This window comes from Isoptericola halotolerans, from assembly GCF_003003075.1.
Lineage (GTDB): Bacteria > Actinomycetota > Actinomycetes > Actinomycetales > Cellulomonadaceae > Isoptericola > Isoptericola halotolerans_A.
Genome location: NZ_PVTX01000005.1, coordinates 126,677 through 152,118 on the forward strand (window position 1 = coordinate 126,677; position 25,442 = coordinate 152,118).

General features: G+C 74.9%; 23 protein-coding genes and 1 riboswitch. Of the genes, 11 read left to right on the forward strand and 12 right to left on the reverse strand.

Annotation, left to right across the window (positions count from 1 at the left end; all coding sequences use genetic code 11):
* Positions 1-32: 32 nt before the first annotated feature.
* The 4 genes from BCL65_RS08725 to BCL65_RS08740 are packed head-to-tail and all read left to right on the forward strand — an operon-like array spanning position 33 to position 4,699.
* On the forward strand, positions 33-1,766 hold the full coding sequence (locus BCL65_RS08725; protein WP_106267135.1) for a nitrite/sulfite reductase: 1,734 nt from the start codon (positions 33-35) through the stop codon (positions 1,764-1,766).
* Positions 1,763-2,647 (forward strand): phosphoadenylyl-sulfate reductase, encoded by an 885-nt coding sequence (locus BCL65_RS08730; protein ID WP_106267137.1) that lies wholly within the window; start codon positions 1,763-1,765, stop codon positions 2,645-2,647. Before BCL65_RS08725 ends, BCL65_RS08730 begins: the two co-directional genes overlap by 4 nt.
* 10 nt (positions 2,648-2,657) lie before the next feature.
* Entirely contained in the window at positions 2,658-3,929 is a 1,272-nt protein-coding gene (cobA, locus tag BCL65_RS08735; RefSeq protein ID WP_106267139.1) for a uroporphyrinogen-III C-methyltransferase, read from the forward strand.
* A gap of 56 nt (positions 3,930-3,985) precedes the next feature.
* Positions 3,986-4,699, forward strand: a complete 714-nt coding sequence (locus BCL65_RS08740) for a sirohydrochlorin chelatase (protein ID WP_106267411.1) — start codon at positions 3,986-3,988, stop codon at positions 4,697-4,699.
* Between the two features lie 4 nt (positions 4,700-4,703).
* Here the strand turns inward: BCL65_RS08740 and BCL65_RS08745 are convergent, their stop codons facing one another.
* A complete protein-coding gene (locus BCL65_RS08745) occupies positions 4,704-5,363 on the reverse strand; it encodes a LuxR C-terminal-related transcriptional regulator (protein WP_106267141.1) in 660 nt (219 codons plus the stop codon).
* The gene (locus BCL65_RS08750; protein ID WP_243400936.1) at positions 5,360-6,688 is read right to left on the reverse strand and encodes an ATP-binding protein; all 1,329 of its coding nucleotides are present in this window, start codon (positions 6,686-6,688) and stop codon (positions 5,360-5,362) included. Before BCL65_RS08750 ends, BCL65_RS08745 begins: the two co-directional genes overlap by 4 nt.
* Before the next feature lie 124 nt (positions 6,689-6,812).
* Here BCL65_RS08750 and BCL65_RS08755 point away from each other — a divergent pair, with 124 nt between their 5' ends.
* Positions 6,813-8,318, forward strand: coding sequence for a PspC domain-containing protein (locus BCL65_RS08755; protein ID WP_165799979.1), 1,506 nt, complete (start codon positions 6,813-6,815; stop codon positions 8,316-8,318).
* On the forward strand, positions 8,315-8,812 hold the full coding sequence (locus tag BCL65_RS08760; protein ID WP_106267147.1) for a hypothetical protein: 498 nt from the start codon (positions 8,315-8,317) through the stop codon (positions 8,810-8,812). The genes BCL65_RS08755 and BCL65_RS08760 overlap by 4 nt, the downstream gene beginning before the upstream one ends.
* Before the next feature lie 82 nt (positions 8,813-8,894).
* Here the strand turns inward: BCL65_RS08760 and BCL65_RS08765 are convergent, their stop codons facing one another.
* The 5 genes from BCL65_RS08765 to BCL65_RS08785 form a co-directional block, all read right to left on the reverse strand.
* A complete protein-coding gene (locus tag BCL65_RS08765) occupies positions 8,895-9,437 on the reverse strand; it encodes an aromatic ring-opening dioxygenase LigA (RefSeq protein ID WP_308701010.1) in 543 nt (180 codons plus the stop codon).
* 182 nt (positions 9,438-9,619) lie between these two features.
* Positions 9,620-11,224, reverse strand: coding sequence for a glutamine-hydrolyzing GMP synthase (gene guaA, locus BCL65_RS08770; protein ID WP_106267149.1), 1,605 nt, complete (start codon positions 11,222-11,224; stop codon positions 9,620-9,622).
* A 49-nt stretch (positions 11,225-11,273) separates the two neighbouring features.
* Positions 11,274-11,963 carry an OmpA family protein gene (locus BCL65_RS08775; protein WP_106267151.1) on the reverse strand — a complete coding sequence of 230 codons (690 nt, stop codon included), beginning with the start codon at positions 11,961-11,963 and terminating at the stop codon, positions 11,274-11,276.
* 2 nt (positions 11,964-11,965) lie between these two features.
* On the reverse strand, positions 11,966-12,634 hold the full coding sequence (locus BCL65_RS08780; protein ID WP_165799978.1) for a hypothetical protein: 669 nt from the start codon (positions 12,632-12,634) through the stop codon (positions 11,966-11,968).
* A 96-nt stretch (positions 12,635-12,730) separates the two neighbouring features.
* Positions 12,731-13,147, reverse strand: coding sequence for a DUF3817 domain-containing protein (locus tag BCL65_RS08785; RefSeq protein WP_106267155.1), 417 nt, complete (start codon positions 13,145-13,147; stop codon positions 12,731-12,733).
* Positions 13,148-13,211: 64 nt separating this feature from the next.
* Between BCL65_RS08785 and BCL65_RS08790 the strand changes: the two genes are divergently transcribed.
* From BCL65_RS08790 to BCL65_RS08800, 3 genes are read left to right on the forward strand one after another with little or no spacing between them, the layout of a single operon-like run.
* Positions 13,212-15,017, forward strand: a complete 1,806-nt coding sequence (locus tag BCL65_RS08790) for an ABC transporter transmembrane domain-containing protein (RefSeq protein ID WP_106267157.1) — start codon at positions 13,212-13,214, stop codon at positions 15,015-15,017.
* Positions 15,014-16,801 carry an ABC transporter ATP-binding protein gene (locus tag BCL65_RS08795; protein WP_106267159.1) on the forward strand — a complete coding sequence of 596 codons (1,788 nt, stop codon included), beginning with the start codon at positions 15,014-15,016 and terminating at the stop codon, positions 16,799-16,801. Before BCL65_RS08790 ends, BCL65_RS08795 begins: the two co-directional genes overlap by 4 nt.
* A gap of 9 nt (positions 16,802-16,810) precedes the next feature.
* Positions 16,811-18,058 carry a ThiF family adenylyltransferase gene (locus BCL65_RS08800; RefSeq protein WP_106267161.1) on the forward strand — a complete coding sequence of 416 codons (1,248 nt, stop codon included), beginning with the start codon at positions 16,811-16,813 and terminating at the stop codon, positions 18,056-18,058.
* Positions 18,059-18,139: 81 nt separating this feature from the next.
* Here the strand turns inward: BCL65_RS08800 and BCL65_RS08805 are convergent, their stop codons facing one another.
* The 3 genes from BCL65_RS08805 to thiO form a co-directional block, all read right to left on the reverse strand.
* Positions 18,140-18,925, reverse strand: a complete 786-nt coding sequence (locus tag BCL65_RS08805) for a thiazole synthase (protein WP_106267163.1) — start codon at positions 18,923-18,925, stop codon at positions 18,140-18,142.
* Positions 18,926-18,930: 5 nt separating this feature from the next.
* Complete coding sequence (gene thiS / locus BCL65_RS08810) at positions 18,931-19,170, reverse strand: sulfur carrier protein ThiS (protein WP_106267165.1); 240 nt, start codon at positions 19,168-19,170, stop codon at positions 18,931-18,933.
* Positions 19,134-20,348 (reverse strand): glycine oxidase ThiO, encoded by a 1,215-nt coding sequence (thiO, locus tag BCL65_RS08815; protein WP_165799977.1) that lies wholly within the window; start codon positions 20,346-20,348, stop codon positions 19,134-19,136. Before thiO ends, thiS begins: the two co-directional genes overlap by 37 nt.
* A riboswitch (TPP riboswitch) is annotated at positions 20,337-20,442 on the reverse strand. Its footprint overlaps the gene before it by 12 nt.
* Positions 20,443-20,472: 30 nt before the next feature.
* On the opposite strand from thiO, the gene thiE reads away from it, so the two are divergent.
* Positions 20,473-21,135, forward strand: coding sequence for a thiamine phosphate synthase (gene thiE, locus BCL65_RS08820; protein WP_106267415.1), 663 nt, complete (start codon positions 20,473-20,475; stop codon positions 21,133-21,135).
* Positions 21,136-21,190: 55 nt separating this feature from the next.
* Here thiE and BCL65_RS08825 read toward each other — a convergent pair whose 3' ends face one another.
* Positions 21,191-21,832: a GyrI-like domain-containing protein gene (locus BCL65_RS08825; protein ID WP_106267167.1), complete on the reverse strand. Its 642-nt coding sequence runs from the start codon at positions 21,830-21,832 to the stop codon at positions 21,191-21,193.
* Positions 21,833-21,849: 17 nt separating this feature from the next.
* Positions 21,850-22,770 (reverse strand): SURF1 family protein, encoded by a 921-nt coding sequence (locus BCL65_RS08830; RefSeq protein WP_243400932.1) that lies wholly within the window; start codon positions 22,768-22,770, stop codon positions 21,850-21,852.
* Positions 22,771-22,933: 163 nt separating this feature from the next.
* On the opposite strand from BCL65_RS08830, the gene BCL65_RS08835 reads away from it, so the two are divergent.
* Positions 22,934-25,429 carry a phosphoketolase family protein gene (locus BCL65_RS08835; protein WP_106267169.1) on the forward strand — a complete coding sequence of 832 codons (2,496 nt, stop codon included), beginning with the start codon at positions 22,934-22,936 and terminating at the stop codon, positions 25,427-25,429.
* Positions 25,430-25,442: the final 13 nt, after the last annotated feature.

Here is a 25,442-nt window from a genome sequence, read left to right on the forward strand (position 1 = left end):
CCCGCCCCCGAGGACCCGAGGAACCCCCAGAGATGACGACGCAGACCACCCCCGCCACGCAGGACCCCGCCGACGCACCCGCGCGCCCCGCTCGTCCGGCCCGCGCCGCGCGGCCGAACGGCCAGTGGAAGATCGACGGCACGACCCCGCTGAACCACAACGAGGAGTTCAAGCAGGAGTCCGACTCCCTCGCCGTGCGCGAGCGGATCGAGAACATCTACGCCCACGAGGGCTTCGACTCCATCGCCGACGACGACCTGCACGGTCGTTTCCGCTGGTGGGGCCTGTACACCCAGCGCAAGCCCGGCATCGACGGCGGCCGGACCGCGACGCTCGAGCCGCACGAGCTCGAGGACCGCTACTTCATGCTCCGCGTGCGCACCGACGGCCAGGCACTCGACCCGGCCGCGCTGCGCGTGCTCGGCGGCATCTCGGCCGACTACGGCCGCGGCAGCGCCGACATCACCGACCGGCAGAACATCCAGTACCACTGGATCGAGGTCGAGAGCATGCCGGACATCTGGCGCCGCCTCGACACCGTGGGCCTGGAGACGACGACCGCCTGCGGCGACTCGCCCCGCGCGTTCCTCGGGAGCCCGGTCGCGGGCGTCGCGGCGGACGAGATCATCGACCCCACCCCGGTGATCCTCGAGATCAAGAAGCGCTACATCGGCGACCCGGAGCTGGCGAACCTGCCGCGCAAGTTCAAGACGGCGATCACCGGGCACCCGAGCCTCGACGTGGTCCACGAGATCAACGACATCTCGCTCGTCGGGGTGCGCCACCCCGAGCTCGGCGCGGGCTACGACCTGTGGGTCGGCGGCGGGTTGTCCACCAACCCGCGGCTCGGCGAGCGGCTCGGCGTGTTCGTCACGGCCGAGCAGGCGCCCGACGTCTGGCACGGCGTCATCCGGATCTTCCGGGACTACGGCTACCGCCGTCTGCGCAACAAGGCTCGTCTGAAGTTCCTGCTCAAGGACTGGGGCACCCAGAAGTTCCGCCAGGTCCTGGAGGACGAGTACCTCGGCTACGCGCTCCCCGACGGTCCCCCGCCCGCACCGGCCACGCGGCCCGGCGACCACGTGGGCGTCCACGAGCAGAAGGACGGTCGGTTCTACGTGGGCGCGGCGCCCGTCGTGGGACGGGTCGGGGGCGGCACGCTCACCGGTCTCGCCGACCTCATCGAGTCCGTGGGCGCGGAGTCCGCCCGGCTCACCGCGCACCAGAAGGTCGTGATCCTCGGGGTGCCCGCCGACCGGGTGGACGACCTGGTCGCCGGCCTGGAGCCCCTCGGCCTGACGGCGCGGCCCAGCCTGTTCCGCCGCTCGACCATCGCCTGCACCGGCATCGAGTACTGCAAGCTGGCCATCGTCGACACCAAGGACACCGCCACGCGCGTGATCGGTGAGCTGGAGGAGCGGCTCGGCGACATCGAGGACCGCCTCGGCAAGCCCATCGAGCTGAACGTCAACGGCTGCCCCAACTCCTGCGCCCGGATCCAGACGGCGGACGTCGGCCTCAAGGGCCAGATCATCACCGTCGACGGCGAGCAGGTGCCCGGCTTCCAGGTGCACCTGGGCGGCGGGCTCGTCGACGAGGGCCGCGAGGCGGGCGAGCTCGGCCGCACCGTGCGCGGGCTCAAGGTCCCGGCCACGGAGGTCGCCGACTACGTCGAGCGCGTCGTGCGCCGCTACGAGTCCGACCGGGACGGCACCGAGACGTTCGCCCAGTGGGCGCACCGGGCGGACGAGGAGGCCCTGCAGTGACCGCCGTCTCCGTCGCCCTCGGGGTCGGCCCGAACGCCAGCGGCGCACCCGCGCCGGCCAGCTCCTCGCTGGCCGGTGCCGCCGCGGCGGCCAAGCGCCGTGCCGCGGAGCGGGAGCAGTCCCGCGCCCGACGCCGCGCACGCGTCGACGGGCGCGAGCGTCGCCGCCGCTCGGACTCCGAGCTGAGCCAGATCGCCGCCCGAGGACGCCGCGAGCTCGGCGGCTCGGGGATCGGCTCGGCGGACGAGGCCTCGGCGCACGAGGTCATCGCGTGGGCCGTCGAGCAGTTCGGCGACTCCCTCGCCGTCGCGTCCTCCATGACCGACTCGGTCCTGGCCGCGCTGGTCAGCGAGCAGCTGCCGTGGGTCGACGTCCTGTTCGGCGACACGGGCTACCACTTCGCCGAGACGCTGGGCACCCGCGACGCGGTCGCGCACCAGCTCGACGTGACGGTCGTGGACGTGCGCCCGCGCCTCAGCGTCGCGGAGCAGGCCGAGGCCTACGGTCCCGACCTGTTCGCCCGCGACCCCGAGGCGTGCTGCCGCATCCGCAAGGTCGAGCCCATGCGGGACATCCTCACGGGCTACGAGGCCTGGGCCACCGGCGTCCGCCGCGCGGACTCCGGCTCGCGCGCCTCGGCCGAGCTCGTCTCCTGGGACGCGTCGAACAACCTGGTGAAGATCAACCCGATCGCCGCCTGGTCGGACGACGAGCTGGTCGGCTACGCGCTGGCCAACGGGCTCACCGTCAACCCGCTCCTGAACGACGGGTACCCGTCGATCGGCTGCGAGCCCTGCACCCGCCGGGTCGCCCCGGGCGAGGACGTCCGCGCCGGCCGCTGGTCCGGCGTGGACAAGTCCGAGTGCGGCCTGCACATCTGAGGCTGCGAGGATCAGCGCTGTGAGCGACCTCTACCCCCTCGGCCTGCGCGTGCGCGGCCGGCTCGTCGTCGTCGTCGGCGGCGGGCCGGTCGCCGCGCGCCGGGTGCGCGGCCTCCTCGACGTCGGTGCCCGGGTGCGCGTCGTCGCGCCCGCGCTCGCCGGTGACCTCGCCGAGCTCGCGGCGGCCGACGCCGTCGAGCACCGCGCACGCGAGTACGCCCCCGGCGACCTCGACGGCGCGTGGCTCGTCCACACCGCGACCGGCGTCCCGGCCGTGGACGCCGCCGTGGCCGACGACGCCGAGGGCCTCCGCACGTTCTGCGTCGTCGCCGCCGACGCCGCGGCCGCCTCCGCCTGGATCCCGGCGTCCGCCACGCTGGCCGAGGAGCAGGTCGTCGTCGCGGTGCACGCCGGCCGCGACCCTCGCCGCGCCGTGCGGCTCCGCGACGGGATCGCGGCCGCGCTCGAGGCGGGCGAGCTGCCGCTGCGCCGGGTCCGTCCGCGCGGTGCGGACGGACCCGGCGCCACGCCGGCTCACCCCGGGCGGGTGGCCCTCGTGGGCGGCGGGCCCGGCGCGCCGGGGCTGGTCACCGGCCGCGGGCGCCGCCTCCTGGCGAGTGCCGACGTCGTCGTCGTGGACCGGCTCGGGCCGCGGTCGCTGCTCGGGACGCTCTCCGACGACGTCGAGGTGATCGACGTGGGCAAGACCGCGGGCAACCACCCCGTGCCGCAGGAGCGCATCAACGAGCTCCTCGTGGAGCACGCGCTGGCCGGGCGCGACGTCGTGCGCCTCAAGGGCGGCGACCCCTACGTGTTCGGGCGCGGCGGCGAGGAGCTGGCCGTCTGCCGCGCGGCGGGGATCGACGTCGAGGTGGTGCCCGGGGTGACGTCGGCCGTCTCGGTGCCCGCCGCCGTCGGCATCCCGGTGACGCACCGCGGCGTCGCCGGCGGGTTCAGCGTGCTCACGGCGCACGAGGCGGTGGCCCACGTCCCCGGAGGGGCCGACCACACGCTCGTGCTCCTCATGGGTGTCACCCGCCTGGCCCGGACGGCGGAGGCGCTCGTCGCCGCCGGACGGCCGGCGTCCACCCCGGTAGCCGTCGTGGAGGACGGCTACGGCCCCCGCCAGCGGGCCACCTTCGGGACCCTGGCGGACATCGCCGGGCGCGCCGCGGACGCCGGGGTGCAGCCGCCGGCCGTCACCGTGGTGGGCGACGTCGTGCGCCTCGCGCCGGGCTGGGCCGCTCACACCGCCGACGACCGGTCCGTGAGCACCTCGTGACACACGGTCACGCGGACGTCACCCCGGTGTTCGATCCGGCGCGTAGCGTGGCGGGCATGGCCGCACCGACACTCCTCGCCATCTCCCACGGCACCTCGTCGCCCGTCGGCGCCGGCGCCGTGGCCACCCTCGTCGACGCCGTCGCCGCACGGCTGGCCGACGAGGCGCCCGTGCACGCCGGGTTCGTCGACGTCCAGCAGCCCGACGTGGCGACCTGCCTCGACGGGCTGCGCCAGGAGAGCACCGTGATCGTGCCGCTGCTGCTCTCCGCGGGCTTCCACGTGCACGTCGACCTGCGCCACGAGATCGACGACGCCGTCGGTGCCGGCATCGACGTGCGCCTCGCCGGTGCCCTCGGCCCGGACCGCCGGCTGATCGACCTGCTCGAACGCCGGCTGACCGAGGCCGGCCTGGCCGCCGGCGACGTCGTCGTGCTCGCCGCCGCCGGCTCCTCGGACGCCCGGGCCGTGACCGACTGCGAGCGCACGGGAGAGCTGCTCGCCGACCGCACCGGGCACCCGGTGAGCGTGGGCTACATCGCCAACGCCACCCCCCGTGTGCCGGACGTCGTCGCGTCGGTGCGGGCGGAGCACCCCGGCGCACGCGTGGTCACGGCGAGCTACCTCATGGCGCCGGGGTACTTCCAGACGCTGGCCGAGAAGGCCGGTGGGGACGTCACCACCGACCCGCTGCTGCCGGCCGACGGCGAGGCGCCCGAGGAGATGGTCGACATCGTGATCGAGCGCTACCGCGCGACCCGCCCGGCCTAGCGGCTCAGAGCAGGCGGCGCGCCGCGGCCCACCGCGTCAGCTCGTTGCGGTTCGACAGCTGGAGCTTGCGCAGCACCGCCGAGACGTGGGTCTCGACCGTCTTGACCGAGATGAACAGGTCGCCCGCCACCTCCCGGTAGGTGTACCCGCGGGCGATGAGCCGCATCACCTCCTGCTCGCGCTTGGAGAGGCGGTCGAGCTCGTCGTCGGCCACCGCGACGTCCCCCGCGGCGGTGCCGAACGCGTCCAGCACGAACCCGGCGAGCCGTGGCGAGAACACCGCGTCCCCCGCGGCCACCCGCACGACCGCGCCGGACAGGTCCGACGCCGAGATGTTCTTCGTGACGTAGCCGCGCGCGCCGGCGCGGATGACGGAGACGACGTCCTCCGCGGCGTCGGAGACCGACAGCGCGAGGAACCGGGTCCCGGCCAGCAGGTCGGCGCACCGCCGCACCACCTCGGCACCACCGCCCCCGCTGCCCCCGGGGAGGTGCACGTCGAGCAGGACGACGGGCGGCTTCTCCGCGTGCACGACGGCGACCGCCTCGTCGACGTCGGCGGCCTCCCCCACCACGCGCACCCGGCCGTCGAGGCTCGCCCGCACTCCCGTGCGGAACATGTGGTGGTCGTCCACCAGGACGACGGGGACAGGGTTCTCGCTCACGGGTGGGCTCCTTCGTCGGCTGTGGTGTCGTGGGTGTCCGCCGCGCCGGCAGCCGGCGGCGCGTCCGGGGTCCCGGCGCTGTGCTCCCGGCCCGCGTCCCGCGGCACGGACAGCCGTACCTCGGTCCCCCACCCGGGCCGGCTGACCACCTCGGCGGTGCCGCCACGACGGCGCACCCGCCCGCAGATGGACTCGCGCACCCCGAACCGGTCCGGGGCGATGTCGTCGAGGTCGAACCCGTCGCCCCGGTCGCGCACGAACACGTCCGCGGCCGCGTCCGTCACCTCGAGGTAGACGGTCACCGGCGGGGCACCGTGCACGACGGCGTTGACGAGGGCCTCGCGCGTGGCCTGCAGCAGCGCGTGGGTCGTGGCGGTCGGCGGGCAGTCCCCGACGGCGACCAGCTCGATCTCGACCGCCCGGCCGTCCTCCACCTCGGCGACGAGGTCGCGCAGGTCCGTCGCCAACGAGGTGCCCGGCGCCTGCCGGTCGTCGTAGAGCCACTCGCGCAGCTCGCGCTCCTGGGCGCGGGCCATGCGCGCGACCTCGTCCGCGTCGTGCGCGCGAGCCCGGATGAGGGCGAGGGTCTGCAGCACGGAGTCGTGCAGGTGCGCGGCGATGTCGGCGCGCTCGGCCTCCCGCTCGCGTGCGGCGCGCTCGTCGCCGAGCTCGCGCACCAGGCGCAGCCACCAGGGCGCCAGCACCAGCGCGACGCCGACCAGCACGGCCAGCGACGCCAGCGTCACGGTGAGCAGCTCGGCCGGGGGCGTGCCCTGCACGAACAGCAGCAGCACGCCCGCCGTGACGAGGACCAGTCCGCCGATCAGCCGCAGCAGCGTGCTGGAGCGCGACGGCGACGCGCCCGTCTCGCGGGAGCGCTGCACGGCGTCGAGCTGGCTCCACGCCAGGCCCGCGCCACCCGCGACGACGAGCAGCGGCAGCCACATCGTCGGCAGGTCCCAGCCCGAACGCAGGGCGACCAGGAGCGCCGCCACGACGAGCAGCGCCACCCCGATGCCGACGTCGCGCCGCGAGAGCCCGGCGACCGGTCCGCCGCGCCGCAGCCGCGGTGCGAGCCGGGCCAGCGCTGCCGGCCGAGCCTCCTGCGCCACGTCGCGCGGGTCGCCCGCGGGCACGGTGAGCCACCAGAACACGTAGAGCGCCAGGCCCATGCCACCGAGCAGGAGCAGCACCACCATGACCAGGCGGACCAGCCGGACGGAGACGCCCAGGTGCGCCGCGACCCCGGCGCACACGCCACCGATCCACCGCCCCTGCCGGGGACGGCGCAGCGGCAGCCGCACGGGCGTCGGGATCGTCGTCACCCCCTGATCGTGGCACGTCAGGGACGTCCGCGGTGCGAGATCCGGGGTTCGTAGCGGTGGTCTCAGGGTCGGTTCAGGGGTACACCCCATGGTTCCGCGGGCACCGGGGGGCCAGCATGGAGACATGACCACGAACGACACCCCCGGCCCGGACACCCCGGGCGGTGCCGCCGGACCCGGCGGCACGGACGGCGCCGCCGCGCCGCCACCCCCTGCGCCGCCGTCCCGACCGGCCGGCGACGGGTTCTTCGACTCCGTGCGCCGCATCGGCGTCACCCGCTCCGACGACCGCTGGGTCGGTGGCGTCGCCGCCGGCATCGCGGACCGGTTCCGCCTCGACCCGCTCCTCGTGCGCGGCCTGCTGATCCTCAGCTTCTTCGTCGCGGGTGCGGGACTCGTCCTGTACGGCGTCGCCTGGGCGCTGCTGCCCGAGCGGTCCGACGGGCGGATCCACCTCCAGGAGGCCATCCGCGGCACGTTCGACGTCGCCATGGTCGGCGCGGGCATCACCACCCTGCTGGGCCTGATCTGGGGCGGCGGCTTCTGGCCGTGGTGGGGCGGACCGGCCGAGTGGGTCTCCGTGCTGCTGTGGATCGCGTTCTGGGTCGCGGTCGTGTGGCTGATCGTCAAGCTGGTGCGTTCGCGCAGCCAGTCCCCCCGCCCGGTGCCGTCGTCCGCCGCACCCGGCTACCCGACGGGCGCCCCGCCGTCGGCACCCTTCCCGCAGGAGACCGGCATGAGCCCGTCCGAGCCCTTCACCCCCGCGCCCCGCGCCTCCTACGTGCCGGCCGCGCCGCCGGCCGGTGGCGTCGGCGCGACCTCCTCGACCGCGTACGCGGCTCCGCCGACCCCGCCCGTGCGGCCGGGCGTCCCGCAGTACGCGGCACCGCCCGCTCCGCCGGCACCCTCCGTGCCGCCGGCCCCACCCGCCCCGCGGCCACGCCGCACGGTCGGCGGTGGCACCGTCGGCGCCGTCGTCGGTCTCGTGCTCCTGGCCGGTGCCGCCCTGCTCGTGGCGGACCGCGTCCTCGACGTCACCCTGCCGCTGTGGCCCGTCTGGGTCGGCACCGCCGTCGTCGTCGTCGGCGTGGGCATCGTCATCGGCGGCCTGCGTGGGCTGCGCGGCGGTTGGCTGACCGTCCTGGCGTGGTTCGGCATCGTCACGGCGGCCACCGCGTGGTCGTTCGCGTCCGAGGACGACCCGTGGCCCTGGGACGAGCCCCAGGTCACCACGATGTCCGGGACCGTGATCAGCCAGGGCACCGTCACGCCACGGTCGGTCGCCGCGGCCGAGGACGGCATCCGCGTGCAGTTCGGCGAGGCGGACATCGACCTCACGCAGCTCGACCTGTCCGGCGTCACCCCGGGCGACCCGGTCGAGGTCCCCATCGACATGACCGCGGGCCGCACCGTGGTGGAGATCCCCGCCGACACGGCCGTCGAGATCTCCGCCGACGTCAACGCCGGCAACCTCGTGATCGACGTGGACGACCAGCGCGCGGTGACGTCCGGCTTCACCGGCGGCCCCGCCGACTACCAGACCGACGAGGTCGCCGAGCTCGGCGGCGCCGTGCTGCAGCTCGACATCGACGCCCGTGCCGGCGAGATCGTCATCAAGGAGGAACGATGAGCACCGACCCCCAGCCCCGACCCGACGGCCCCGAACACGACGAGCGCATCACCGACGGCGAGGTGCCCGCCACGCAGCAGCTCCCGTCCGGAGAGGTGCCGGCCACCCAGCAGCTCCCGTCCGGAGAGGTGCCCGCCACGCAGCAGCTCCCGTCCGGAGAGGTGCCGACGACCGCGTCCCCGCGCTCCTCGGCTCGCGCGTCGGAGGACCCGCTCGCCGTCTTCGACGAGCCGGCGCGTTCCGCTGACCCGGCACCCGCCACGGACGTGCCGGCCGGCTCGCCGCCGCTGGTGCGCTCCGGACCGCGGACCACCACCATCGTGTGGGGGCTCGTCGTCGTCGCGATCGGCGTCGGCCTGCTGGCCCGCAGCGCCGGTGCGACGATCGACGTCGAGCTCGCGGCGATCCTGCTGCTGGGCGCGGCCGGCCTGCTGCTCGTGGTCGGTTCGGTGGCCGGTGGCGTCCGACGCCGCCGGCGCACGACCGCGGCCTGAGCCGGCCGCTGCACCGAACACGGCGCGGGGCCCCACCGACCGGTGGGGCCCCGCGCCTCGTGCGTCCCGCGCTACGGAGACCTCAGGTGCGCGGCGGGTCCGTCCGGCCCGACGGCGGCGCGGCGTCGGGCCGGGTGGTGTGCCGCTCCGGCGGCGCGGCGGTGCCGGCCGACGACTCGGCGTGCCGGGGCGGGGCGGAGAGATCACCCTGGGACGTGCTGCCCGGCGTCTCCACCGCGACCGCCGGTCCCCCGGCGAGCTTGCGCAGCGCGGCACCGATGAGGATGAACAGCAGCCCCAGGCCGATCACCAGCGCGCAGACGCCGAACGCCACGACCGACGTGAACAGCGACGCCCGCAGGAACGACGCGTTCATGACCGTCGCCCGAACGGGGTCGTCCTGGTCCAGCTCGGCGTAGGTCTGGCCGTCGGCCATCTCCAGCGCGTGCATGTCGATGACCTCCGCCTGGGCGTAGGCCGTGAACGGGCCGGCGACCTGCTGGCCCGCGAACATGTTCGCATCGTCCGAGACGACGATCTGCTCGTCGGAGAGCGTCATCGAGACGACGATCCAGACCGCGATGCCGGCCAGGACGAGGACGATGCCGGCGATGATGGAGAACATGCCGATCCCGCGAACTCCCTTGGCGGGTCGGACCGTGACAGTGCTCGACATGGCGGTGCCTTCCGTCGGTCACGCAGTGGGTGTGATGCGGATCACCGCCAACATAGCGCTCCCGGCACGGACCGGCACGGGCAGGGCCCCAGGTCAGGGGACCAGGTCAGGACACCCGGAGCCCGCCGTCCTCACTCCCACTCGATGGTGCCCGGCGGCTTGCTCGTCACGTCGAGCACCACCCGGTTGACCTCGCTCACCTCGTTCGTGATGCGGGTCGAGATCACCGAGAGGACGTCGTACGGCAGGCGTGTCCAGTCCGCCGTCATGGCGTCCTCGGACGAGACCGGGCGCAGCACGACGGGGTGGCCGTAGGTGCGGCCGTCACCCTGCACGCCCACCGAGCGGACGTCCGCGAGCAGCACGACCGGGCACTGCCAGATGTCGTCGTCCAGGCCGGCCTTCGTCAGCTCCTCGCGGGCGATGGCGTCCGCCCTGCGCAGCGTCTCCAAGCGGTCCGCCGTGATCTCGCCGACGATGCGGATGCCGAGGCCGGGCCCCGGGAACGGCTGGCGGGCGACGATCTCCTCGGGCACCCCGAGCTCGCGACCGACGGCACGCACCTCGTCCTTGAACAGGGTGCGCAGCGGCTCCACCAGGTCGAACTGCAGGTCGTCGGGCAGGCCGCCCACGTTGTGGTGGCTCTTGATGTTGGCCGCGCCCTCGCCGCCGCCGGACTCCACGACGTCGGGGTAGAGCGTGCCCTGCACGAGGAACTTCACCTCGCTCCCGGCACCGTGCACGGCGTGCTCGTGGCTCTCGGCGACGATGTCGCGGGCGGCGTCCTCGAACACGCGGATGAACTCGCGACCGATGATCTTGCGCTTGGTCTCCGGGTCGCTGTGCCCGGCCAGGGCGTCGAGGAACCGCTGACGCTCGTCACGCACCACGAGGTTGACGCCGGTCGCCGCCACGAAGTCGCGCTCCACCTGCTCGACCTCGCCCTCGCGCAGCAGACCGTGGTCCACGAACACGCAGGTGAGCTGGTCGCCCACCGCCTGCTGCACCAGCGCGGCGGCCACCGAGGAGTCGACGCCGCCGGAGAGCCCGCAGATGACGCGGGCGTCGCCCACCTGCGCACGGATCGCGGCGACCTGGTCGGCGATGACGTTGTCCGGCGTCCAGTCGGGCTTGAGCCCGGCTCCGTCGTAGAGGAAGTGCTCCAGCACCGTCTGCCCGTGCGCCGAGTGCTTGACCTCCGGGTGCCACTGCACGCCGTAGAGCCGGCGGCCGGCGTCCTCGAAGGCCGCCACGGGCGAGCCGGACGACGTCGCGAGCACCTCGAAGCCCTCGGGTGCCGCGTGCACGGAGTCGCCGTGGCTCATCCAGGTCGTCTGGTGCTCCGGGGTGTCCGCCAGGAGCACGCCGGCCGAGCAGACCTCGACCTCCGTGCCGCCGTACTCCCGGGCACCGGTCTGCGCCACCTTCCCGCCGAGCGCCTGCGCCATCGCCTGGAAGCCGTAGCAGATGCCCAGCACCGGCACGCCCGCCTCGAACAGCTCCGGGTCCACGAACGGGGCTCCCGTCGCGTAGACGGACGACGGTCCGCCCGACAGGATGATCGCGGCCGGATCCTTGGCGAGCATCTGCTCCGTGGTGAACGTGTGCGGCACGATCTCGGAGTAGACCTTCGCCTCGCGCACGCGCCGCGCGATGAGCTGGGCGTACTGGGCGCCGAAGTCGACCACGAGAACGGGCCGGGGCGTGGACTCGGAGATGGCGGCGGGAGACGTCACCGCACCAGGATAGTGGCCCGACGCCGGGCCTCGGACGCCCGTCCGCGCGTCAGGACGTCGGGTAGGTCACCTCGACGCGACGGTTCAACGCGCGGCCCGCCGGGTTGTCGGCGCCGTCGACCTCGTTCTCCGCGACCGGGTCGTCCTCGCCGTGGCCGCGCACGGTGAACGAGAGGTCGTCCCGCTCGTCGCGCAGCACCGAGGCGACCGCCTTCGCGCGCCGCTCGGACAGCTCGTCGTTGTCGGCCGCCGAGCCAATGGAGTCGGTGTGCCCGTCGACGCCGACCTCGGCACCGTCGGGGATCTGCGCCGCGAGCTCGGCGACGGCGGCCCGGGCGGGACCGGTCAGCTCGGCCGAGCCGAACGCGAACAGCAGGTCGGAGGTGAGGGTGGTGACGGTGTCGCCCTCCTCCTCGACGGTCGATTCCAGCGTGGTGGTCGCGTCGTCCGGGCTCAGCGGGAACGTCGAGTCGTCAGCGCGCAGGAGGTGCGTCGCGTCGTCGGCGGCGAGGTCGACGACGGCGGCGGCACGCATCGCGTCCGTGACCTCGGTGCTCTCGATGCGCTCACGGTCCGCGGCGAGGTGCTCGGCCGCCTCCTCGACGAGCGCCGGGTCCGGCGTCGACGCGCCGGGCGACGGCGACGAGCTCGGGTCGGTACCCGTACCCGCCGCGGCCGCCGCGGGACCGGTGACGACCAGGGCGACGGCCACGACCGCCGCGCTCCGGGGACGTCGCACCGTCACTCCTGGGAGCCGTCGAGGTAGGTCACCGTGGCGTCGGTGAACAGCGGGAGCCCTTCCGCCGGCGCGACGTCGAGCGTCGCGGGCTCGCCCTCCGGGGCGGGCAGGACCGCCCAGGCCTCGATCGTGCCGTGGTTGGGGAACTTGAAGCCGATGTTCTCGAGCGGCGACACGAGCATCGACTCGGAACACCTCAACCGCTCCAGGCTCGCGTCGGTGGCGCTCGTCGTGTCCGCCTGCCAGGCACCTTCGGTGCAGTACGGCTTGTAGGCCTTGAGGGCGTCACGGTCGGTCACGGTCGTCGTCGGGACGACACCCATGTCGTAGTAGCTGGCCCCGGCGTCGGCGGGCGCCTCGTCGTCGTCCCACCGCAGCGCCCAGCGCACGGTCATGTTCTCGCCGCCCACCTCCACGGAGCGCAGGGTGACCGTGACCTCACCGCCCCACGAGTCCCCGCCGCCGTGCGGTGTGGCGATGGTCTGCTCGCCCATGACCTGGTCCGCGACCGACGCGGTGCCGGGGTCGGTCACCACGGCCTCGGAGCCGCCGTCGGCGGCCGCCTGCGACCCCTCGGTCGCGCCGGCGGACGTCGGGTCGTCCGCGGTGCACCCCGCGAGGGCGACCACGGCGGCGAACAGCGGTACGGCGAGACGGGCACGGGACGTCATGGGGCTCCTCGGGTCGGTCGGGCAGGTGGTCGGGATCGTGCCACGCCCGTCCGCGTCCGACGCGGTCGCCCGGTGCGTGAGACGGCGGCCCGGCGGTCAGCGGACGCCGTACCGCTCGGCGAGCGCCGCCAGCTTCGTCTCGGCCTCGGCGTGCACCTTCTTCTCCAGGACGAACGACATGACCGGGACGACGCCGGCGATCACCATCGTGACCAGGCGGCCGTAGCCCCAGCGCATCTTGGCCCACAGGTCGAGCACCGTGACGAGGTAGACGACGTAGACCCAGCCGTGCGCGAACGGCACCCACTCGAGGTAGGCCATGACGCCGTCGACGTCCACGAAGGAGCCGACGCCGTACTTGATGGTCAGCTCGACGCAGAGCACCAGGAGCATCGTGCCGGTCACCAGCGCCAGCCAGCGGTAGCGCGCCAGGGATCCGCGGGCCTTGCGGATCGCGGTGGCGGCCTGCTCGGAGGTCGGTGTGGGGGCGGCGGGCTCGGGGGCGGCAGTCACCCCCCGATGGTAGGCGGGAAAATGCGGTGCCCGATGTCGGTCGCGCGACCTACGCTCGAGAACTGTGCGACCCCTCCCCCTGCCCGACCCGGGCACCCCTCCCCTGACGTCCGCGTCACGGCTGCTCACCTGGCAGGCGTGGCGGCAGCGCGACGTCCTGCTCCGGTCGATGGCCGTGGGCACCGTCTCGATGCTCGCCGCCGGCAGCGCGCCGCTGCTGCTCGGCGAGGCCGTCGACTCGGGTCTCGCCTCCGGGTTCGGGCCCGAGCTGTTGATGTGGTGCGGGTGGATGCTCGTCGCCGCCGCCGCCATCGTCGTCTCGGGCGTCTTCAGCCACAGCGCGGACGTGGAGAGCTGGCTGCGGGCCGCGTTCTCGTTCTCGGGCCTGGTCGGGGACAAGGCCTCCCGCGCCGGCCACGCCATCACCCGGCGCCTGCCCACCGGCGAGGTCGTCGCCGCCGTCGCCAACGACGCGCTGCGCGTGGGCGACATGTTCGCGATGGCGGGACGCTTCACGGGCGGCGTCGTCACCTACCTGGTGGTGGCGGCCTACATGCTGTCCCAGGACCTCGGGCTCGGGCTCGTCCTCGCGCTCGGCATCCCCGTCGTCGCGGCGGTCCTCGCCCTCCTGGTCCGTCCGCTGCAGGCACGCCAGCGCGTGCACCGCGAGTCCACCGGGCGCCTCACGGCGCTCGGTGCCGACACCGTCTCCGGGCTCCGGATCCTGCGCGGTATCGGCGGCGAGGAGGTCTTCGCCGGCCGCTACGCCCGGCAGTCGCAGGAGGTCCGGCGTCGTGGCGTGCGGGTCGCCGCCGTGCAGTCCGTGCTGGACGGGCTGCAGGTGCTGCTGCCCGGCCTGCTGGTCGCGCTCGTGCTGTGGCTCGGGGCCCGCGCCGTGGTGCGCGGTGACCTCACGAGCGGTCAGCTCGTCACGTTCTACGGCTACGCCGCGTTCCTCGCCTGGCCGGTGCAGATGGCCACCCAGATGCTGCAGATGACGACCAACGCGGTGGTCTCGGGCCGCAAGATCCTCGACGTCCTGCGGGTGACCGAGGCGACGCCGCAGCCCGCCGCCCCGGCGCCGGCGCCGCCGTCGGGCAGCGAGCTGGTGGACGAGACCAGCGGACTGGTGCTGCGCCCCGGCCGCGTCGTCGGGCTGGTCTGCGCCGACCCCGACGTCTCGGCACGGCTCGCGACGCGGCTCGCGAGGGTCGACGACGACGCCGAGGCCGCCACGCCCGTGACCCTCGGCGGGGTGCGGCTCGCCGCGCTGGACAAGGCGGCGCTGCGGCAGCGCCTCGTCGTCGCCGAGGCCACGCCGCACCTGTTCTCCGGGATCCTGGGCGAGGAGCTCGACGCGCGCGGGCGCGCGACGGAGGCCGAGCTCATGGCGGCCGTCCTGGTCGCCGACGCCCGCGACGTGCTCGACTCCGTGCCCGGCGCGCTGGCCGGCGAGCTGCCCGAGAAGGGCCGGTCCCTGTCGGGCGGCCAGCGTCAACGGGTCGCCCTGGCCCGCGCCCTGCTCACCGATCCCGAGATCCTGGTGCTCGTCGAACCCACCAGCGCCGTGGACGCGCACACCGAGGCGCGGATCGCCGAGCGGGTGGCGGCGGCCCGGCGCGGACGGACCACCCTCGTCGTCACGGCGAGCCCCCTCGTCCTCGACCACGTCGACGAGGTCGTGCTGCTGTCCGCCGCGGGGACCGTCGTCACCTCCGGCCACCACGGCGAGCTGCTCGCCCGCCCGGACGCGGACGGCGCCGCCTACCGGTCCGTCGTCGGCCGCAGCATGGCCGAGGAGCCCGACCCTGACGCCGCGGCTGCCGCCGGCGACGACCGTGACCCCACCCTGGAAGGAGCCGCGCGATGAGCGCCACCACCGCACCGCCGTCCGCGGCCGACCCGCGCCGCCTGCCCATCGCCGACAGCAGCGAGGTCCGGCGCACCGTCGGGCGTCTCTTCCGTCGCCACCGCGGGGAGCTCGGCGGCGTCGCCGTCCTGCACACCGTCGCGGCGGTCGCCGGTCTCGCCGGGCCGTTCCTGCTCGGCCGGTTCATCGACGAGGTCGCGGGCGGCACCACGACGGAGCGGGTCGACACGCTCGCCCTGGTCCTGGTCGCCGCCGTGGTCGTCCAGGCCGTGGTGACCCGGTTCGCGCAGCGCCTGTCCATGGTCTTCGGCGAGCGGGTGTTCGCCGAGCTCCGCGAGGAGTTCATGGACACCGTCACCCGCCTGCCGCTGTCCACGGTGGAGAAGGCCGGCACGGGCGACCTCGTGGCCCGCACCACCAACGACGTCAACAAGCTGCAGCACGCGGTGCGCTTCGGCGTGCCCCGGGTGCTGGTGTGCGTCGTCACCATCGGGCTCACCCTCGTCGCGTCGTTCCTGACCGACCCGCTGGTGGCGCTCGGGCTGCTCGTCGGCGTGCCGATCATCTGGGCGGCCACCCGGTGGTACCTGCGGCGGGCCACTCCCGGCTACCTGCGCGAGTCCGCCGCCTACGCCACGCTCAACGGCACCATCACCGAGGCCGTGGAGGGTGCGCGCACCACGGACCTGCTCTGGCTCGGGTCACGGGTGCGCCGGCGGCTGCGCCGTGACCTGTCCGAGGCGTTCGCCGCCGAGAGCTACACGCTCGGGCTGCGGCTGCGCCTCATCCCGTCGCTGGACACCGCCGTGGCGATCGCGCCGATCGCCGTCGTGCTCTGGGGCGCCTGGCTCGCCTCGCAGGACCTCGCGAGCGTCGGCACCGTCGCGACCATCGCGCTGTACGCGCACCAGATGGGCGGACCCGTCTTCGACCTCGTCTTCTGGCTCGACGAGCTCCAGGTCGCCGCCGTCGCGCTCGCCCGCGTCGTCGGTGTCGGCCTGGTCGGGCCGGACCGCGTGACCTCGGGTGCCGTCCCGACCTCCGAGGAGGTGCACGCCCGCGAGGTGCGGTACGCCTACCGGGAGGGGCACGACGTGCTCCACGGGGTCTCGGTGGACCTGCGGCCCGGCGAGCGGCTCGCCGTCGTCGGCCCGTCCGGCGCGGGCAAGTCGACGCTCGGCCGGATGCTCGCCGGCATCCACCCGCCCACCGGCGGCTCCGTCACGGTCGGGGACGTCCCTCTGGTCGACCTGCCGCTGGAGGACCTGCGCGGCCACGTCGCCCTGGTCACCCAGGAGCACCACGTGTTCGTGGGCACGCTCGCGGAGAACCTGCGGCTGGCGGACCCGGCCGCCTCCGACGACGCGCTGCGGCAAGCCCTCGAGGCGGTCGACGCGCGCGCCTGGGCGGACGACCTGCCGGCGGGGCTCGCCACCGAGGTCGGGTCCGGCGGGCACCCGCTGAGCGCGGCCCAGGCGCAGCAGGTCGCGCTGGCCCGGCTCGTGCTGCTCGACCCGCACACGCTGGTGCTCGACGAGGCCACCTCGTTGCTCGACCCCCGCGCGGCCCGGCACCTCGAGCGCTCGCTCAACGCCGTGCTCACCGGCCGGACCGTCGTCGCGATCGCGCACCGGCTGCACACCGCGCACGACGCCGACCGGGTCGCCGTCGTCGACGCCGGCCGGATCGCGGAGATCGGCCCGCACGAGGAGCTGGTGGCCGCGGGCGGCGACTACGCCCGGCTGTGGCACAGCTGGCAGCACGAGGGCGGCGGCACCTCGTAGGCTCGGCGTGTGCGCAGCGCCCTCCCGACCGCCCCGTCCCTCCCGCCGCTGGTCGCGCCGGGTCCCGAGCTGACCGTCGAGCAGGTCGGCCGGTTCGCCCGGCACCTGTCCCTGCCCGGCATCGGCGTCGAGGGCCAGCGGCGCCTCGCGGCGGCGCGGGTGCTGGTGGTCGGCGCCGGCGGGCTCGGCAGCCCGGCGCTGCTCTACCTCGCCGCGGCGGGCGTCGGCACGCTGGGCGTCGTGGACGACGACGTCGTGGACGCCTCGAACCTGCAGCGCCAGGTGCTGCACGGCACGGCCGACGTCGGGCGCGCCAAGACCGCCTCCGCGCGCGACGCCGTGGCCGACGTCGCCCCGGCGGTGACCGTCGTCGAGCACCGCGAGCGTCTGACCGCGGCCAACGCGCTCGAGGTGCTGCGCGGCTACGACCTCGTGCTGGACGGGGCGGACAACTTCGCGACGCGGTACCTGGTCTCCGACGCGGCGGAGATCGCCGGCGTCCCTGTGGTGTGGGGCGGGCTCTACCGGTACCAGGGGCAGGTGGCGACGTTCTGGGCGGCGCCCCCGGCCGGGGCCGACGGCGAACCGCAGGGCGTGACGTACCGCGACGTGTTCCCCGAGCCGCCGCCGGCCGCGCTGGCTCCCGACTGCGCCACCGGTGGGGTGCTCGGTGCGCTGTGCGGCACCGTCGGGTCGGTCATGGCGACCGAGGCGATCAAGCTGATCACGGGTGCCGGCCGGACCCTGCTCGGGCGGCTCGCCGTCTACGACGCGCTCGACCTCACGTGGCGCCACCTCGACGTCCGGCCCGACCCGTCGCGGGAACCGGTGACCGCCCTGCCCGACGACGCCGCGTACGCCACGTTCTGCGGGCTCGGTCCGGTCGGGCCCGCCACCATGGAGGACGAATCTGTCAGCCCCGCGGCGGTGGCCGCCCTGCGCGCGGCGGCTGCCGAGGGTGACGGCGTCGAGCCGTACGTCCTCGACGTGCGCGAACCGTGGGAGGTGGAGCTCGCCGCCGTCGCCGGCGCGGACCTCGTGGGGCTGGGCGAGCTCCTCGGCCCGGACCGGGACGGCGCCGTCCTGCGGGTGGCCGAGCGTGCCCAGGGCCGCCCGGTGCACGTCCTGTGCAAGATGGGCGGTCGCGCCGCGCAGGCGGCCGCCGTGCTCCGGGAGGAGGGGCTGCCCGCCCGCGTCATCGCGGGCGGCATCCTCGCGTGGTCGCGCGACGTCGACCCGTCCGTGCCGGCGTACTGACCGGGGCTTCGTTCGGCAGTTCCAGCCTTGTTCGGCAGTTCAAGGTGCCGAACCGAGCAGGAACTGCCGAACAGGGCGACGTCAGAGGGCCAGGTCGAGCCGGCCCTCCGGCGACGACGAGGCCAGCGCACGCTCCCGCCGCGGGATCCGGCCCGCCCCGGCCGCCGCGTGCCCGGCCTCCACCGCCAGCCGCATGGCCCGGGCCATCCGCTCCGGGTCCGCCGCCCGCGTGACCGCGGTGGCCAGCAGCACCCCGTCGCAGCCGAGCTCCATCGCGAGCGCGGCGTCCGAGGCCGTCCCGATCCCCGCGTCGAGGATGACCGGGACGGACGCCGCCGCCGCGATCGCCTCGATGTTGCGCGGGTTGAGGATGCCGAGCCCCGACCCGATCGGCGCTCCCAGCGGCATGACGGCGGCACAACCGACGTCCTCCAGGCGCCGGGCGACGATCGGGTCGTCCCCGCAGTAGGGCAGCACCGTGAAGCCGTCGCGCACCAGCTCCTCGGCGGCCTCCACGAGGCCGAGCGGCTCCGGCAGGAGCGTGACGTCGTCGGCGATCACCTCGAGCTTGACCCAGTCGGTGCCGCAGGCCTCGCGGGCGAGCTGCGCGGTGAGCACCGCCTCGCGGACCGAGAAGCAGCCCGCGGTGTTGGGCAGCGCGCGGATCCCCAGCCGCTCCAGCAGCCCCCACATCGAGGTGTCCCCGGCCGCCGCGCCCGGCCCCGGCGGCGCCACCCGCCGCATCGCGACGGTGGTGAGCTCGGTGCCGGACGCCACCAGCGCGTTCTCCAGCGCGAGCAGGCTGGGCGCGCCGCCGGTGCCCATCACGAGGCGCGAGCCGAGCTCCACGCCGGCGATCGTCAGCATCCCCCTCACCCGCCCTGCACCGCGGTGACGACCTCCACGCGGGCGCCCGGGCCCACGGTGGTGGCCCCCCACGCACCGCGCGGCACCACGGCGTCGTCGAGCGCGACGGCGACGCCCTGCGGCACGCCGTCGACGACGCAGCCCGGCACCAGCCGGGCGACGAGGTCGGTCAGGGGCACCGGCGCGTCCAGCGGGAACGGCTCGCCGTTCACGAGGGCGTGCGGGGCGGGCAGGGTCTCGGCCATGTCTCAGGCTCCTTCGAGGACGGGGCGAATCGGTCAGGGGCGGCGTCGGCGAGCGCCGCCGGCAGGGCGGCACCGGTGAGGCCCGCGACGACGGCGTCCGCCGTCAGCGGCGCGAGCAGCACGCCGCCGCGGTGGTGGCCCGTCGCCAGGTGCAGGCCCGGGGTGGCCGACGGCCCGACGAGCGGGAGGTTGTCGGGGGTCGCGGGCCGCGCGCGCAGCGTCGCCTCGACGAACGCGGCCTCGTCGAGGGCGGGCACGAGGGCGCGGGCGTCACGCAGGAGCGCGAACACTCCCCCGGCCGACGGACGGCGGTCGTCCGGACCCTCCTCGCTCGTGGCACCGATCACGACCTCCCGGTGCTCCGGCGTCGTCCCCGGACCGCTGCCCGTCCCGAGGGGCCGCGGCACCACGTACACCGGGCGGCCCTGCACCCGGCCGCGCACCACGTGCTCGGGAGCCGTCCCGGGCGGGGCGTCGAGCCGCAGGGTCTGCCCCCGCACCGGACGGACGGGGACGTCGGCGAGGCCGGCGGACCGCCACCCGGCGGCCAGCACGACGGCACCGGCCCGGTGCAGCGTCCCCGCGTCGTCGTGGACACCGACGACGGTGCCCCGGTCGCGTTCGAGGCGGACGGCGGCGTGGCGCACGACGGCGGCCCCGGGGTGCGCGTGCAGGGCGACGTCGAGCGCGGCGCAGGTCGCGCGGGGGTCGGCGACGTGGTCGCCCGGGACCCAGGCGGCACCGGCGACCCGGTGCCCGAGCAGGGGTTCGCGGCGGCGCGCCGAGGTGCCGGTCAGCTCCGTGGGTTCCAGGCCGAGCTCGGCGTGCAGCGCCAACCAGCGCCGCAGGTGCGCGACGTCGTCGGCGTCGTAGGCGGCCACCAGCGTGCCCGCCTCGCGCAGGCCGGTGTCGAGGCCGGTCGCGCGCCGGAGGTCCGCCGCGAACCGTGGCCACGCGGCGAGCCCGGCCATGCCGAGGCGGGCGAGCGCGGACTCACCGAACCAGGACTCGCTCACCGGCGCCAGCATCCCGGCGGCGGCGTGGGTGGCCCCGTCACCGGGGCGCGGGTCGAGCAGGGTGACGGTCAGGCCGGCGCCGACGGCGCGCCAGGCCACGGCCGCGCCGACGATGCCGGCGCCCACGACCACCACGTCCGGCGACGTGCCCGACGTCCTCATGCGTGCTCCCTTCGCTGGCATGACCCAGATCAGGTTCGACGGTCGGCGGACCTCGCCCTCTCAGCCCTGGCTCAGGGCTCCCGTGCTGCGCCCACCCTACTGCCGCGTGGCTACGCTGGCCGCCGTGCCCACACCTGCCACGGCGCCCGCCGACCCCCGCGCCCGCCTCGCCGACGCCCGCCTGTACCTGTGCACCGACGCCCGCTCGTCGGCCGCCGACCTCGAGGACTTCCTGCACGCGGCCCTGCGCGGCGGCGTCGACGTGGTCCAGCTGCGGGACAAGACGCTGGACGTCGCGCGCGAGCTGGAGCTGCAGGACCTGGTGGCGCGCGTCGCGGGGAGCCACGGAGCCCTGTGGGCCGTCAACGACCGGGCGGACGTCGCCTCGCTGACCGGGGCGCCGGTGGTCCACATGGGTCAGGGCGACCTGCCGACCGGCGGGGTGCGGCGCCTGCTCGGGGCGGGCCCCGTGCTCGGGCGCTCCACGCACTCCGCGGAGCAGGCCGCGGCCGCCGACGCCGACCCGGGCGTCGACTACTTCTGCGTGGGCCCGCTGTGGGCCACCCCCACCAAGCCGGGGCGCACCGCCGTCGGGCTCGACCTGCTGCGCCAGGTCGCCGCGTCGGAGCCGGCCACCCCGTGGTTCGCGATCGGGGGCGTCGACGGGGCCCGGCTGGACGCGGTGCTCGACGCCGGGGCGCGCCGCGTCGTCGTCGTCCGGGCGATCACCGAGGCGCCGGACCCGGAGCGGGCCGCCCGCGCGCTGCGCGAGCGCCTCGCCGGCTAGCGGCCCAGCCCCCTCCCCCCCAGCGCTGTGGGTGCACGACACGCCGTCGGATCATTCAGGCCAGCGGCGCGTCGTGCACCCACAGCGGCGGAGGGGGCTGGACCGGCTGGCGGATGATCGTCCGCATCCTCTCCGGCGCGGCCCGGCGCGGGTCCGACAGGTAGATCTCGTGGTGGGTGCCGGCCAGCACGAGGCCCTCGGCCGCGACGAACTCGTGCAGCCCGGCGACGGTCGGGGCCTCCGCGGCATACGGCCCCACGTGCAGTACCTGCGCCGTGTCCCCGTCGCCGAAGTGCTCGTAGCGGACGCGGTCGCCGGCGGGCAGCGCCTTCGTCGCCGTCGTGCGGGCCAGGACGTCGGGGACGTCGACGGAGGCGACGGCGTCGGGCAGGCAGATCATCAGCGTCCACCGCCAGTCGTCCTTGGCCTCGACGCTGAACCGGCTCATGTCGTCCGCCCACCAGAGGCCCTCGAGCGGCATCACGGTGTACGCGTCACCCGTGGCCTCCTTCACCGCGGCCCGCACCGCGTAGGCCAGCGGGTACAGCGACTGGACGCACGCACGGTAGACGCCCGCGGTGTTCGGGTCGCCCTCCCCGTCGGCGAGCAGGTAGGGACGCGACGGCACGGTCACCCGGGACGGCGTCGTCGTCGCGCGGTAGTCGGGGTACGACTTCTTCAGGTCGATGGACGCCACGGGGCCCAGCCTGGCACCTACCCGGCGGGCAGGCCCGCGATGCCGGTGCCCACCGGGTCGCCCGCATCGCCGCCCCGGCCGCGACCGCCGCGACGGGACCGGCGCTCGCGCACGCCGCCGGCCATCTCGTCCCGCACCAGCCGGACCCAGAGGGCCACGGCGAACAGGCCGAAGACCCACCACTGCAGGGCGTAGAAGAAGTTCTGCAGGTTGACGTCCGCGCCGCCCTCGAGCACCGGTCGGGGCAGGGGTGCCGGACCACCGGCGGCAGCGGGCGTCTGCTCCGGGGTGGAGTCGGTGAGCACCACGTAGGCGGTGTAGATCGGGCCCTCCCAGGTGTTCGCCAGCGCGCTCGAGGCGATGTCCTGCGTCAGGGGCGGGCCGCCCGGGTTCTCCGGCACGACGCCGGTGCGAGCGGTGGACTCCGAGGCCTGCAGCCAGCCGTCCAGCGTCACCTGGCCCGCCGGAACCTCGAGGGCGGCGTCCCCGGGCGTCGCCGAGTCGACCCAGCCCCGCACCACCGGCAGCACGGGCGGACCGGACAGCGACGCCCACGACGCGCCGTCGGTGCCGTCGTCGGACACGCGCAGCGGGGTGAGGACCAGGTAGCCGTCGACCCCGTCCAGGGAACGGCCGGCGACGAGCATCTGCCCCTCCGGCTCGTACGAGCCCGTCACCGCCACCTCGCGCCCGACCAGATCTCCCGGGAACGACGACTGCGGCGCGAGCACCTCGCCGAGGTCGACGGGCGCCGCCGCGGCCGCCTCCGCCGCCTCCTGCTGCGCAGCGAGGTTGGCCCGCTCGTAGGCCCGGTCGATCTGCCACACACCCAGCCGCCCGCACACGGCCGCCGCGGCGAGGAAGACCAGCAGGATCGCGATCATCCGCGGCTGGCGGGCGACCGCCCCGAAGGATCGGCGCACAGGCGGGTTCGGCACGGGCACCACGGTATCCGCGCGCGGAGGCCGACCAGGAATCCCGTGGCGAACCTCACGCGCGTCCGTCGCCGCCGCCGGTCCCGCGCGTCATGCTGCGCCGGGACGCGGCGTGCGATGGAATGAGCAGCGAGCACGATCGTCCCTCTCCCCGTAGGAGCGTCAGATGAGCACCTCGACCGCCGACTCCCCGACCTGGCCCGCGACGGGCGTCGCGGAGCTCTCGGACACGGACGTCGAACGCCTCGACCAGTGGTGGCGTGCCGCCAACTACCTGTCGATCGGCCAGATCTACCTGCTCGACAACCCGATGCTGCGGCGCACGCTGGAGCGCGAGGACGTCAAGCCCCGCCTGCTCGGGCACTGGGGCACCACCCCTGGCTTGAACTTCCTCTACACGCACCTCAACCGCATCATCCGCGAGCGCCGGCAGTCGACGGTCTACGTCGCCGGCCCGGGCCACGGCGGTCCCGGCCTGGTGGCCAGCACGTACCTCGAGGGCACGTACTCCGAGATCTACACCGACGTGACCCAGGACGACGAGGGGATGCAGCGGCTGTTCAAGCAGTTCTCCTTCCCCGGCGGCATCCCGTCGCACGTGGCGCCGGAGACCCCCGGCTCGATCCACGAGGGCGGCGAGCTCGGCTACGCGCTGTCGCACGCCTACGGCGCCGCGTTCGACAACCCCGACCTGCTGGTGGCGGCCGTCGTCGGCGACGGCGAGGCCGAGACCGGCCCGCTGGCCACGAGCTGGCACTCGAACAAGTTCGTCAACCCCCGCACGGACGGCGTCGTGCTGCCGATCCTGCACCTGAACGGCTACAAGATCGCCAACCCGACGGTGCTCGCCCGCATCAGCGACGACGAGCTGCGCGACCTGATGGTCGGCTACGGGCACACGCCCTACTTCTTCACCGGCGGGTTCGACGGCGAGGACCACGCTGCGGTCCACCGCCGGTTCGCGCAGCTGCTCGACGAGGTGATGGACCACATCGCCCGCATCAAGGCGGCGGCCCAGGACTCGCCGGCGGACGAGCAGGAGCGGCCCGCCTGGCCGATGATCGTCTTCCGCACCCCCAAGGGCTGGACCTGCCCGCCGGAGATCGACGGGCACCGGACGGAGGGCTCCTGGCGGGCCCACCAGGTCCCGCTCGCCAGCGCGCGCGACACCCCCGAGCACCTGGACGTGCTGCGCGGCTGGCTGCAGTCGTACCGGCCGCACGAGCTGTTCGACGACGCCGGCCGGCTGCGCGACGAGATCGCCGCGCAGGCCCCGGAGGGCGAGCTGCGCATGGGGGCCAACCCGCACGCCAACGGCGGGCTGCTGCTCCAGGACCTGCGGCTGCCGGACTTCCGCGACTTCGCCGTCGACGTCCCCCAGCCGGCCGGCGCCATGGCGGAGTCCACCCGGGTTCTGGGCACCTGGCTGACGGAGGTCATCCGCCGCAACCCGGACACCTTCCGGATCTTCGGGCCGGACGAGGTCGCCTCGAACCGCCTCCAGGCCGTCTACGACGTCACGGACAAGCAGTGGAACGCGGACTTCCACGGGCCCGACGTCGACGAGCACCTCGCCCGCGCCGGTCGCGTCATGGAGATGCTCAGCGAGCACCAGTGCCAGGGCTGGCTGGAGGGCTACCTCCTGACGGGACGCCACGGCCTGTTCACCAGCTACGAGGCGTTCATCCACATCGTCGACTCGATGTTCAACCAGCACGCCAAGTGGCTCAAGGTCACGAACCACATCCCGTGGCGCCGGCCGATCGCGTCCCTCAACTACCTGCTGTCCAGCCACGTGTGGCGGCAGGACCACAACGGGTTCTCCCACCAGGACCCGGGGTTCATCGACCACGTGGTCAACAAGAAGGCGGAGATCGTCCGGGTCTACCTGCCGCCGGACGCCAACACCCTCCTCAGCACGTACGACCACTGCCTGCGCAGCCGGCAGTACGTGAACGTGGTCGTGGCCGGCAAGCAGCCCGCACCGCAGTTCCTGCCGATGGACGACGCGATCGCGCACTGCACGCGGGGGCTCGGCATCTGGGAGTGGGCCGGCACGGAGGTTCCCGGGCAGGACCCCGACGTCGTGCTCGGCTGCGCGGGCGACGTTCCCACCCTCGAGACGCTGGCCGCCGCGCACATCCTGCGCGAGGAGCTGCCGGACCTGAAGGTCCGGGTCATCAACGTGGTGGACCTCATGCGCCTGCAGGACGAGCGGGAGCACCCGCACGGCCTGTCGGACAAGGACTTCGACGGGTTGTTCACCCCCGACCGGCCGGTCATCTTCAACTACCACGGCTACCCGTGGCTCATCCACCGGCTCACCTACCGCCGCCGCAACCACCCGAACATCCACGTGCGCGGCTACAAGGAGGAGGGCACCACCACCACGCCGTTCGACATGGCGATGCTGAACGACATCGACCGGTACCACCTGGTCCTCGACGTCATCGACCGGGTGCCGGGGCTGGGTTCGAAGGTCGCCGGCCTGCGCCAGCGGATGGTGGACGCGCGCCTCGCGGCACGGCAGTACACCCGCGAGCACGGCGAGGACATCCCCGAGGTGCGCGACTGGGTGTGGCCCGACGCCGGACAGACGGCCACGGACGACGCCGGCCCGATGTACGACGCCGCCACGGCGACCGGCGGTGACAACGAGTGACCCGCCGGGAGTG